We start from the raw sequence: 11,607 nt of genomic DNA, 5'->3' as shown, positions 1-11,607 counted from the left end.
GCTGAAGGCTGTTTCGTAGGTACCGTTGCTGTTTGGGTTTGTTCAGGGCGACGCCCACGCCGACGGTGTGCTCTGCTCCGCGAATGTCCCCCGCTTCGCTCCTCCTTTATTTCGCTGCGCAGAGCACACCGCCAGCGTGAGCGCCGCCCCGAATGACCCGAGTCACGCACAACGCGATAAACAGAAATGCAGTGCGTCATGTCAGATCTTCAGCGGACGAGGACACACAACCGCAACGGCTGCGGTGTTGCCGATGACGAGCACCAGCGTGCGCAGCATGTCGCACACCGGGTCCACCGCCAGGAACAGGATGAAAGCCGCCTCGAAGGGCAGGCCCAGGTAGGTGCACGTCATGCCGATCAGCGACACCGTGACCAGTCCCGTCATGCCGGCTGAAGCAAAACCCGCGAGCACGGACGAGGTCAGCACGATGCCGATCTCGACGGCGGACAGCGAGCGTCCATAGATTTGCGCGATGAACATCGTGGCGCAGACGTAGTACACGACCGGGCCTATGCGCAACAGCGATACAGTCAGCGGCACGAGCAGTTCGACCCGCGAGCGCGCGAAGCCCAGGCGCGTGACCAGGCTCTCGATCATGATCGGCATGCATGTGGCGCTGCTGCGCGTGGCCAGGGCCAGGGCGAAAGGGCCGCGCAGTGCGTTCAAGGTCTGTCCCAGGGTGCCGTTGGAGCGCTTCCAGATGATCACGGCGGCCACGGCCAGCAACAGGAGCGACACCACGCCGAACGCCAGCACGAACTGGCCCATGGCACGCAGCGGCTCCATGCCGGTCTTGCCGAGTTGCGCGGCGCTCATGCAGAACAGCACCAGCGGCAGCGGAAAGCTCAGCCAGCGCATCAGTGTCTGGCAGGCGTGGTAGACGGTTTCCAGGGCTTGCGTCAGGCCGTCGGAAATGCGCGTGGGCACATGGCCGACCGCCAGGCCGAACAGCAGTGCGAAGACCAGCGTCTTGAGCGTGTCGCCGTTGGCCAGTGCCGAGAAGATGTTCGCGGGGACCAGGCTCACCAGCATGTCGGCGAAGCTCGCGGTCTTCTTTACTTCATCGACGCCGCGCAGGTTCATGGCCGTGTCGCTGGCGCTCAGGTCGCCGCCGACGATCTGGCCGAAGGTCTGCATGGTGCTGCTGGGCAGGTTCTCGCCGGGGCGAAGAATCAGCAGCGTGGCGGCGCCCGCGATGGCGACGAAGGCCGAGAACGCGAGAAACACCAGCGCCACGCGGCCGAGCAGGCTGGCGGTGCCGCCGTCGCGGAACAGGCGTTGCAGGCTGAAGATCACGGCCGAGACCATGAAGGGCAGGGTGATCATCTTCAGCAGGTCGACATAGATGTCGCCCACGAAGCCGAGCCCGGTGGCCAGCGCGGGCGCGAGCATGCCGAAGGCCACGCCGGCGCCGAGGCTGCAGATCACGACCCAGGGGTTGAGTACGAAGGCGTAGAGCTTGGAGAAATTCATGATGGGAGATGAGAAGGCGTTGGCCCGCCCGCTTCAGCGCTCGAGCGCCTGCAGGACCTTGTGGATGTCCAGCTTCTCGGTGCGCTGCGCGAGGAACTGGTTGACGTAGGCCAGCAGCGTCGGGTCGGTCACGGCCACGCCGATGCCCAGCGTGTCTTCCAGGTCCTTCAGCGTGACGGTGCGCAGAACCAGCGACACGGTGGGGTCGGCCTTGAGCACGCGCTTGACCTCGAATTCGTCGCGGTAGGCGCCGACGATCTCGCCCTTGTGCAAGGCCACGAGCACGTCGTTCCAGGTGGCGAATTCCTGCACCTTGGCATGCGGGAAATTGGTGCGCGCGTAGTCCGCGAAAGACGACTTGGCAATCACGCCGATGCTGCCGCTGAAGCTGCGGATCACCTCGGGCAGCGGGCGGCCGTGCGCCAGTTGCGCGAACTTCACGCGGTTGAGAATCAGCGAATGGTTGAGCGTGAGGTACGCGTCGCTGAATGCGATGGTCTGGGTGCGTGCCAGCGTGCGCGAGAGCTTGCTGATGGCCAGGTCGGCCTGGCCGCTGGCCAGCAGGTCGACCACCGCGTTGAAGGTGGCGGCGTCGCGGTTGAAGCGCAGCTTGACGCCCAACTCCTTGGCCAGCGATTGCGCCAGGCCGACTTCGAGCCCGGTCCACTGGCCGCTGTCGTCGAAGAAGAAGAACGGGGGCGTGTCGACCTTGAGCATCGCGACCACGAGTTCACCGCGGGTGACGATGCGCGCGATGTCGGGTGCGAGCAGCCGGCCGTCGGGCACGCGCACGAGGCCGTTGACGGTCGTGGGTGCGGCGGGCGGGGCGGTTGTGGCGTCGGCCGGCGCGGTGGCAAGAACAGGGACGGGCGCGGTAACCGGCGCAGGCGCTGCAGGTGCTGCGGGCACGGCAAGCACGCCCTGCGCCACGGGCCGTTCGCCTGCCGCGTGGGCGATGCCGCCTGCGCACACGCTGGCCAGTGCAAGCAGGGAGGGGAGCACGAAGCGCCGCAGCGCGCCGTGCAGGCCCGGTTGGCGTCGTTCGTTCGACAGGCGTTGAATGAATGTGTTCATGGGGTGGAAGCGGAAGGCGCCGGCGCGGCAACCGGGGCAGGCGTGGGGGCGGGTGTGGTCGCGGGCGCCGCCGGTGCTGGCGGAGCGAGGCCCGGCGCCGTCGAAGCGGCCGCCGTCGTCGGCCCCAGCAGCCGGCCGATCTCGACACCCATCACGAACAGAAGCACGCACAGCAGCACCAGGCAGGTGACGGTGATGGCGACCATCCGTGAGGTCATCGTGAAGACGTATTGCGACATGAGGAGGTAAGAAAGAGCTGAGGCCCGGTTCAGGGAATCGTGGAAGTGAACTGCCCCGGGGCAACGACCTGGATCACGCCGGCCCAGTTGCACATGAGCTTCGAGCTGTCCTGCAGGCCGGGCAGGTTGCCGACCAGCACGGTGGGAGAGCCGGGCACCCAGGGCGCGGCCGTTGCCGGAACGCACGGCATCGGCGTCAGCACGCCGAGCGCGGCCGCGGTGGCGGCGGCCACCGTCGGGTTGGCGATGCTGCTGCACATGCCGAAGGGCAGGATGTTGGCCAGCGGCTTGTTGTCCATCACGGTGGCCGCGGGCACGCTGCCCGCCATCACGCCGCTCGCGGGCAGCACCACGAGGCTGGAAGGCGCGGCGCCGAAGCTGCATTGCAGCGTGGCACCCATGCAGACGTGCAGGCCCATGCCTCAGCCTCCCTTCACGAATTTCTCCAGGCTCTTCATGAAGCCTGGCGGGGAGGTGGTGGCCACGATCTCGCGGCCCGCTTCGTCGAAGCGGCGCGGGTTGCCGTGGGGCTTGCCGTTGCGGTAGGCAACTTCTTCCATGAGCTGGCCGTTGGGCCAGTAGCGCCTGAGCGGCCCGTGCAGCACGTTGGCGCGGTAGGTCGACGACTGGGCCACGCCGCCCTGGGGCGTGTGGTCCAGCGTTTCGCCGTCGAGCAGGCCGACGCGGTAGCGCTCGCGCCGCACCACGCGGCCTTCGTTCAGGTAGATGGCATCGCCGTCGAGGCGGCCGGCCGCATAGGGCAGGCGCGCCGTGGCGTCGCCCGACTCGGCGTACGCGACAGCTTCGCCGTGCAGCAGGCCGCGCACATGCTGCTGCGTCTGCATGAGCTTGCCGCTGGGGTAGTAGGTGCGCGTGATGCCATCGGCAAGTCCGCCCAGGCGGTGCGTTTCCTGCAGCAACTGGCCGCGCTCGTCGAACAGGCGCATGGGGCCTTGCGGCAGCCCCGCCTGGTAGTTGGCTTCCATCGCGGGCTTGCCGCTCGCGCCGAAGACCTGCATGGGGCCGTGCGCCACGTCGCCCACGAAGGACGCGCGTGCGCTCAGTTGCCCGCTGCCGTCGAGTGCTTCGCGCACGGCGGCCTGCGGCGCGGCGGCGAGCACTTGGGAAGGAAGATCGGGCGTGGCCATGGCGCTCAATTGATCTTCACCAGCCCGCCCTTGAGCGTGAGCATTCCGCCACCTTCGACGGCATGCATGCCCGACGCCTTGCTGCTGATGGAGGGCGCTTCGCTGGAGAGCGTGGCGCCGCCCTTGGTCGACAGCGCAATGCCGGCTTCGGCCTTCAGGTTGGTGGTGGCCTTGGCGCTGAGTTCGGTGCCCGCGGTCAGTGCAACCGACTGGGCCGACTTGATGACCAGCGTTCCCGTCACGTCGATCACCAGGTTGCCCGTGACTTTCAGTTCGTAGTTGCCCGTGACGGTTTGCGTGAAGTCGGCCTTGTTCACGTGCGTCTCGTTGCCCGTGATGTCCAGCGCGCGCGTGCCCTTGACCGAATGCTTTTCGTTGCCGGCGTCGATCTGGAGGGTGCGATTGCCTTTGGTGACCGTGTGCGTTTCGTTCCCGGCCATCACGGTCGTGGCAAGGTCATTCTCGACTTCGACGCGCATGTCTTTCTGCGCGTGCAGATAGAACTCTTCGGCGTCCTTCTTGTCTTCGAAGCGCATCTCGTTGCCCGCCGCGCCGGCCTTGGTCGAGCGCGATCGGATGGTGCTCTGCGACGACATGCCCGGCAGGTCGACGGGTGGCGGCTGCATGCCGTTGTAGACGCTGCCCGACACCAGCGGCCGGTCGGGGTCGCCATCGACATAGCTCACGACCACTTCCTGCCCGATGCGCGGCAGGAACAGCGCGCCCCAGCCTTCGCCGGCCCAGATCTGCGAGACGCGCACCCAGCACGAACTCTTGTCGTCTTTCTTGCCCAGGCGGTCCCACGGAAACTGCACCTTGATGCGGCCGTGCGCGTCGGTCCAGATTTCTTCGCCGGCCGGTCCCACCACCTGCGCCGTGTGGCTGCCCGCGACGACCGGGCGCGGCGTGAGGCGCGGCGCCCGGAAGGGCACGGTGGGCGGCGTGGTCTCGAAACTGTTGACGTAGCCTGCGTGGTCCGCCTGGTGGCGCACGCTGCGCACCGCATGCGCGGTGTTGAGGTCGGCGCGCGGGTGGCCGGTCAGCGTGAAGGTGTGGCCGGGCGTCAGGTGGTGGCAGTGGCTTTCGCCGCGGCCCACCAGGCTTTCCGCGTGGTGCTCTTCGAGGCGGATGCGCGCACGCGCCGGGCCCGCGGCGGCGCTCACGCGGCCGGGGTATTCGTAGTCGAAGCCGCGGCCGGTGCCGCCGTCCGCGCGCGCGAGCAGGTCGGTCTCGGGCGTGAGGAAGTCGTGGTCGTCCACCGCGTGCGACTTGGCCACCAGCCGCGCGTCGGACTCGAAGCGGTTGACGCCCTGCACGCGCGCGCGGCGCTCGGCTTCGCTGCTGACCGACAGTGTGGGCGCGATGGGGCTGGGCGCATACACCGAGTTGCTGTCGGCCAGCACCATCGTGTGCGCGCCGTCCGCGAAGCTGAAGAAATAGAAGATGCCTTCTTCTTCCATCAGGCGCGAGACGAAGTCGAAGGCCGTTTCGTCGTAGCGCACGCAGTAGTCGCGGCTGGCGTAGCTGCCGGTCAGGCGGGCGTCGAACGCCACGCCGAACTCGGCCAGCACCTTCTGCACGATGTCCGGCGCGCTCATGTTCTGGAAAATCACGCGGTCACGGCCCAGCGTGAGCAGCCACAGGCGCGGCACCAGCTCCAGCGTGTACAGCGCGAAGTCGTTCGCGCTGCCCAGGTAGGTGAAGCGCGAGACGATGCCGTTGAAATACCGTGGCGCCTCGCCCGTGCGCCGCATCGTCACGGTGGCCGAGGTGCCGATGATGTCGGCGGCCTGCAGCGTGCTCGAATCGGCGCGCAGGGTGAGCGTGCAGGCGAACAACTGCGACAGGCCCTCGGTGGCCTGGAAGGCATCGAGCAGCAACGCGTCCGCCCCGAGCGCGGTGCGCACGGACAGGAAGGCCGCGTTCTGGGTGAAGCCGGGGCGCATCGTCATCGTCAGCTCAGGGTCGCGGGCTCGAAGCCGAAGGCGAAGGCGCCGTCCGCACCGGCGGCCATGTGGACCGCGCTGAAGGGCGCGGCCATCGAGATGCGTTCGAGCACCAGCCGCGAGAGCTCGGGCAGCACCGCGTGGGCCAGGATGTGGTCGATGTTGCGCGCGCCGCTGTCGACCTCGGTGCAGCGCGCGGTAATCACCTCTTCGACCTGCGCGTCCCACGTGAAGGCGGCGTGGTGGTTCTGCGCAAAGCGCCGCGCCAGCTTGCCGAGCTTGAGCGCCACGATGGCGCGGATCTGCCCGTCGCCCAGGTGGTGGTACGGCACCAGCGCCAGCCGGCCTAGAAAAGCCGGGCTGAACTGCTTGAGAAGCTCGGGCCGCAGCCGCTCCACCAGCTCTTGCGCATCGGGCCGGCGGCCGCCCTGCGAAGCCTGCGTGATCACGTCCTGCGCGGCGTTGGAGGTCAGCAGGATCAGCGTGCTCTTGAAGTCGATCTGCACGCCTTCACCGTCTTCCATCACGCCCTTGTCGAACACCTGGAAGAACAGCTCCAGCACGTCGGGGTGGGCCTTTTCCATCTCGTCGAGCAGCACCACGCTGTAGGGCCGGCGGCGCACCGCCTCGGTCAGCACGCCGCCGCGCCCGTAGCCCACGTAGCCGGGTGGCGCGCCCTTCAGGCTGGAGACGGTGTGCGCCTCCTGGAACTCCGACATGTTGACGGTGATGACGTTGCGCTCGCCGCCATACAGCAGGTCGGCCAGCGCGAAGGCGGTCTCGGTCTTGCCCACGCCGCTCGGGCCCACGAGCATGAACACGCCCACCGGCTTGCCGGGATCGTCCAGGTCGGCGTGGAAGGTGCGGATGCGCCGCGCAATGGCGTCGAGCGCCGGGTCTTGCCCGACCACGCGCTCGGCCAGCTTCTCCTTGAGGTTGAGCACCGTGTGCAGCTCGTCGGTCATCATCTTGCCGACCGGAATGCCGGTCCAGCCGGAGATGACTTCGGCCACCACCGTGCCATCGACGCACACGGGCACCAGCGGCTCGTCGTTCTGCAGCGCCTCCAGCCCTTTTTCGAGGCGGCGCAATGTGGCGGTGAGCAGCGCCGGCGCGTTCTCTTCGTCGGGCGGCGGCGCATCGTCGCGCAGGCTCTCGGCGATCTTGCGGCGCAGCGCGACGATCTCTACCACCGCGTGCTTTTCTTCGTCGAGCTTGTCCGACAGGCGCTTGTGCTTCTGGCGCGAAACGCCGAGCTGCGCGGTGAGCGTGGCAATGGCGTCCTGGTGGTCGGCGCCGGTGGCGGTTTCGTGGCGCAGCACGCGCAGCTCGCTCTCGGCGGTGGCGATGTCGCGCGTGACCGATTCGAGTTCGGCCGGCAATCCGTTCTGCCCGATGGCCACGCGCGCGCAGGCGGTGTCGAGCACGCTGATGGCCTTGTCGGGCAACTGGCGGCCGGTGATGTAGCGGTGCGACAGCTTGACGGCCTCGCGCACCGCGTCGTCGACGATCTCCACGCCATGGTGCTTCTGCAGCATCTCGACCATGCCGCGCAGCATGTCGATGGCCACTTCTTCGCTGGGCTCCTCGACCTTCACGACCTGGAAGCGCCGTGCCAGCGCGGGGTCGCGCTCGACGTACTTCTTGTACTCGGCCCAGGTGGTCGCGGCGATGGTGCGCAGCTCGCCGCGCGCCAGCGCCGGCTTGAGTAGGTTGGCCGCATCGCCCTGGCCCTCGGCGCCACCCGCACCGATGAGCTGGTGCGCCTCGTCGATGAACAGGATGATGGGCGTGGGCGAGGCCTTGACCTCGGCAATGACCGACTTGAGCCGGTTCTCGAACTCGCCCTTCACGCCGGCGCCGGCCTGCAGCAGCGCCAGGTCGAGCGAGCGCACCGACACCTGGCGCAGCGCGGGCGGCACGTCGCCCTGCACCACGCGCTGCGCGAAGCCCTCGACCACGGCGGTCTTGCCCACGCCGGCCTCGCCGGTGAGGATGGGGTTGTTCTGGCGCCGGCGCAGCAGCACGTCGATGATCTGACGGATCTCGCCGTCGCGCCCGCGGATCGGGTCGATGGCGCCGTCGCGCGCCAGCTGCGTCATGTCGACGGTGTACTGGTCGAGCGAGGGCGTGGCCGAACCGCCGCGCCGCGCGGTGGGCATCTGCAGCGTGGGGGCGGCGGCATCGGGCGCCGCCGGCGCTGGCGATGCATCCACGGGAGACGAGGCCGTCAATGTGGCCGATGCAGTTGACGCAGGCGAAGCCGCCGGCGCGCCGGCCAGGGCATTCGCCGCGGCGTCTTCCGGCGACGACTGCAGCAGCCCCGCGATTTCTTCGCGCAGCGTGCCGCGCGGAATCTGCAGCAGCGCGGGCGCGGCATCGACGAGGCGGCCGCGCAGCCTGTCGACTTCGAGCAGCGCCAGCATCAGCGTGCCCGAGCGGATGTGCTGCTGGCCGAGCAGCATCGAGCTCATGAGCCAGGCTTCCTGGAACAGCGGCGCGAAGTCGGGCGCCAGCGTCGGCGTGCGGCCGTTGCCGCGCTTGAACGTGTCGAGCGACTTCTGCAGTTGCGCCTGCACCGCGTCGGGCCGTATCGAGAAGCGGCCGAACACCAGCCTCAGGTCGGGCGCCTCATTGTCGACCAGCCGCAGCAGCAGGTGCTCGAGGTCGACGTTGTAGTGGGTCTGTTGCACGCACAGCTCGGCGGCCTGTTCCATGGCGCGCTTGCATTCCGGGTTGAGCCGGCCGAGCAGGGTGCGAATGTCGATGTCCATACGGGGAGAAAGTGCGGGGAGGGCGCGTCAGGCGGCGCCCGTGATGCGGGTGATGCGGGTGGTGTCGTCGTTGCCGGCCTGCCTGGCCAGCGCGTGTTGCACGGGCGGCAACGCGCCCCGGAAGTTCGGGCCCGCGACCCACGAGGTCCAGCCCAGGCGCATCGGGTTCGCGGCGCCCAGCACGCTGCTGCGCGCGGCGCCGGGTGCCAGGCGGAGGGTCATGGCCACGTCGAGGTCTTGCGGCATGAAGCGGCGCACCAGCCACTGCGCGAGCGCATGGTCGGCGCCACCGGGCAGCAGCCCGTGCAGGCGCTGCCGGCTCAGGCCGCTGAAGGCCAGCCGGATGCCGGCACCCTGGTCCCACACGCGCTTGCCGAGCACGGCGGGCTGTCCGAGCCCCTGTGGGTGTTGCCCTTGCCCCAGCCGCATGCCGCTGCCCAGCCGCGAGAAGGCATCGGGCTCCAGCGCAAGCCAGCCACCGCGAAACTGCGTGCCCTGTACCTGCACGCCCAGGCGGTCGCGCAGCATGGCGAGCAGGCCCGCCATGCTGCGCGGCGCGCCGCCCAGCAGGCCGGCGTGGCGCAGCCACAGGGCGGAGCCGTCCGGTGCGCGCACGCCTGTGCGCAGGCCGAGCGCGCTGGCGGCGTCGAGCGTCGACGCAAGGCTCGATCGCGAGGGCGCCTGCGGGTTGAGCGCCACGTGGTGTTTGCGTCGGCTGCGGTACAGGAAGGCAAGAAAGCGGTGATTGAATATGTCGAGAAAATCCGCCGTTGCGTGGTCACGGCGCTGGCGCCGTTCGAGCAGCAGTTCGACGAACGGCAGCGGCAACGGCCCGCCGCTGCCCGCCAGCGACAGCGCGGGCGTGGTGAGCGTGAAGGGCTCGCCGGTGCTTGCAGTGCCGCCGACCTCGCGCACGTCGCTGGCCTCGAAGGCCAGTGAGACGAAAGCACTCAGCCGCACCGCTTCGCGCTCGCGCGGGCCTTGCGCGCGGCCCACGGCCACGGCGTCGGGCGCGGCGCGTTCGAGCAGGCTGATGGCCTGGAACAGGTTGAAGTCCTGCGGGCGGGTGGCCAGGCGATCGATCACAGCACCACCTGGCGGCCGGTCATCGGCGCCCACTGTTTCCGGACTTCGTCGCCGCGCCGTACCGCCAGGCGAACGAAGGAGTTCACCGAGGTGTACATCGCGAAGAAGCGCGCGAGCACCGCCGACATCATCAGCGCGGAGCCGCCGGCGAAAGCGTCTTCCTCGAAGTCCAGTGTGACCTGCGTGCCCCGGCAATAGCCACGCCAGGCCTCGGTGCCGATGTGCGCGGTGATGCCGCGCGCCGACAGCCCCGCGATGCCGCGAATCTGCGCGTGGTCGCGCCGGCTGTCCGATGCGAACAGCAGCAGCATCTCGCGCAGTTGCGCGCAGCCCGTGGAGCCGTCCACCAGCGACTGGTGGTTCAGCGTGAGCAGCGACACCAGCCGCCACAGCGTTTCGCTGCCCAACGGCGGATCGCGCTGCGCGCTCGGCTCGTACAGGCAGCGCACGTGCGTGGGTTGCGGCGGCCCTTCTGCGACCAGCCGCGCGCCCACCGGCACCTGTTCCGCCAGCCGGCGGTTGGTGCACAGCAGGTGCGCATACACCACAGGCTGCGCGGGCCGCCCGCGTTGCCTGGCCTGGTCGACGAACGACAGGAACACGTCGGTGCCGGGGATGTTGCCGCGCAGGCAATGCTGGCGCCGCGAGGCCCAGAAGACCGCGCCGTTCACGTGGCTGCCGTTGTGGTCCGCGTCGATGTGCCCCAGCGCGGCAAAGCCCGGCACGTCCACGGGCTTGTCGGCGTCGGGGTCGGAGGCCACCACCGAGACGATGGAGTGCACTTCGGTGAAGGCTTCGCGCTGCCGGTCGGGCACGAGCAGGTATTCGTAGTGGCGCTGGTCCATCACCAGCGGTTCGCTCACGCGCGGAAAGAGATTCACGATGGGCGTGCAGCCCAGCTGGAAGTTGTCGGCGTCCACGTGCCGCAATGCGCGCGAGGGCCGGTCGAGCTGAAACGCCAGCTCGCAGCGCCGGCCACGGCCCAGCCGACCGCGCAGGTGATGCAGGTCGAAGAAATGGAATTTGCGCGGGAACGCGAAGTACTCCTGCAGCAGCCCGTAGGCCGGCTGCGCATTGGCAGGCTGCGGCAGCACTTCTTCGCCCTCGGCATAGCCGACTTCGCGCAAGGCATCGGCCGGAAGCAACCACGCCGCGCCGCCTTCGGGCACGACACTCACCGACTTCACGCCGGAGACCAGCGCGTCGTAGAGCGGCATCGTGGTCGTCCAGTCGCCCTGGAGGTGGATGCGCAGGCAATCGAGCTCAAGCTCGGAAAAATCGACGTCGGCGGAACACTCGAGCGTGAGCCGCAACACGGCGTCCGCGTCGATGGTGGCCTGCGCAATTCGCAAAGGCCAAAGCACGGTGTCCCACGCGGTGCGAAACCGGCACTCCTGCGATTGGGTGGTGCGCGCATGCAGCATGGTGTGCCGTCCCACCCGGAACCCGGCCGTGACCTTGCCCTGCGATGGGTCGAGCTGGAACTGCGCGACGGACATGGAGGGCAGGGGCTGGACGAGCGAGGGGCAGAGGTTGTCGAGCAGTGCACAGGCGACGTCGGGAAATTCCTGGTCGAGGTCGCGGTGCACGCGCGCCGAAAGAAAAGCCACGGACTCGATCAGCCGTTCGGTATGCGGATCGAGCGATTCGCCGCCGTGCAGCGCGAGCCGCGAGGCGACCTTGGGATAGCGCTGTGCAAAGTCGGCGCCCTGTCCTCGCAGGTAGGACAGTTCGCGCTTGTAGTACTGCAGCAGGTCGCTGTGCTGGATGTCTGGCATCTCAGTGGCTCCTGCGTTTGCTGCGCTGCTGTTTCGGGCGCATTCGAAGCACACGTTCGGGGCGCGTACGACTGACACCGGGTACT

Annotated in this window: 9 protein-coding genes; all 9 read right to left on the bottom strand. The window is 68.7% G+C overall.

Annotated features, from left to right (window positions below; genetic code table 11):
- Positions 1–201 precede the first annotated feature (201 nt).
- Genes DBV14_RS29640 through tssF form a run of 9 tightly spaced genes read right to left on the bottom strand, consistent with a single transcriptional unit; the run spans position 202 to position 11,521 of the window.
- Positions 202–1,476 carry a dicarboxylate/amino acid:cation symporter gene (locus tag DBV14_RS29640; RefSeq protein ID WP_124464933.1) on the bottom strand — a complete coding sequence of 425 codons (1,275 nt, stop codon included), beginning with the start codon at positions 1,474–1,476 and terminating at the stop codon, positions 202–204.
- Between the two features lie 33 nt (positions 1,477–1,509).
- Positions 1,510–2,550 (bottom strand): ABC transporter substrate-binding protein, encoded by a 1,041-nt coding sequence (locus DBV14_RS29635; protein WP_124464931.1) that lies wholly within the window; start codon positions 2,548–2,550, stop codon positions 1,510–1,512.
- Positions 2,547–2,768, bottom strand: a complete 222-nt coding sequence (locus tag DBV14_RS29630; protein WP_260397274.1) for a hypothetical protein — start codon at positions 2,766–2,768, stop codon at positions 2,547–2,549. Before DBV14_RS29630 ends, DBV14_RS29635 begins: the two co-directional genes overlap by 4 nt.
- Positions 2,769–2,818: 50 nt before the next feature.
- A complete protein-coding gene (locus DBV14_RS29625) occupies positions 2,819–3,208 on the bottom strand; it encodes a DUF4280 domain-containing protein (RefSeq protein WP_124464927.1) in 390 nt (129 codons plus the stop codon).
- A 3-nt stretch (positions 3,209–3,211) separates the two neighbouring features.
- On the bottom strand, positions 3,212–3,937 hold the full coding sequence (locus DBV14_RS29620; RefSeq protein WP_124464925.1) for a toxin-antitoxin system YwqK family antitoxin: 726 nt from the start codon (positions 3,935–3,937) through the stop codon (positions 3,212–3,214).
- 5 nt (positions 3,938–3,942) lie between these two features.
- Complete coding sequence (gene tssI, locus DBV14_RS29615; protein WP_124464923.1) at positions 3,943–5,889, bottom strand: type VI secretion system tip protein VgrG; 1,947 nt, start codon at positions 5,887–5,889, stop codon at positions 3,943–3,945.
- 2 nt (positions 5,890–5,891) lie between these two features.
- The gene (gene tssH, locus DBV14_RS29610) at positions 5,892–8,657 is read right to left on the bottom strand and encodes a type VI secretion system ATPase TssH (RefSeq protein WP_124464921.1); all 2,766 of its coding nucleotides are present in this window, start codon (positions 8,655–8,657) and stop codon (positions 5,892–5,894) included.
- Between the two features lie 27 nt (positions 8,658–8,684).
- Positions 8,685–9,743, bottom strand: a complete 1,059-nt coding sequence (gene tssG, locus DBV14_RS29605; RefSeq protein ID WP_260397273.1) for a type VI secretion system baseplate subunit TssG — start codon at positions 9,741–9,743, stop codon at positions 8,685–8,687.
- On the bottom strand, positions 9,740–11,521 hold the full coding sequence (gene tssF, locus DBV14_RS29600; protein ID WP_185546168.1) for a type VI secretion system baseplate subunit TssF: 1,782 nt from the start codon (positions 11,519–11,521) through the stop codon (positions 9,740–9,742). The genes tssG and tssF overlap by 4 nt, the downstream gene beginning before the upstream one ends.
- Positions 11,522–11,607: the final 86 nt, after the last annotated feature.

It is taken from the genome of Variovorax sp. KBW07, from assembly GCF_003852515.1.
GTDB lineage: Bacteria > Pseudomonadota > Gammaproteobacteria > Burkholderiales > Burkholderiaceae_C > Variovorax.
Note: the sequence above shows the minus strand (reverse complement) of the source record. Positions and strands in the feature narration are given on the sequence as shown.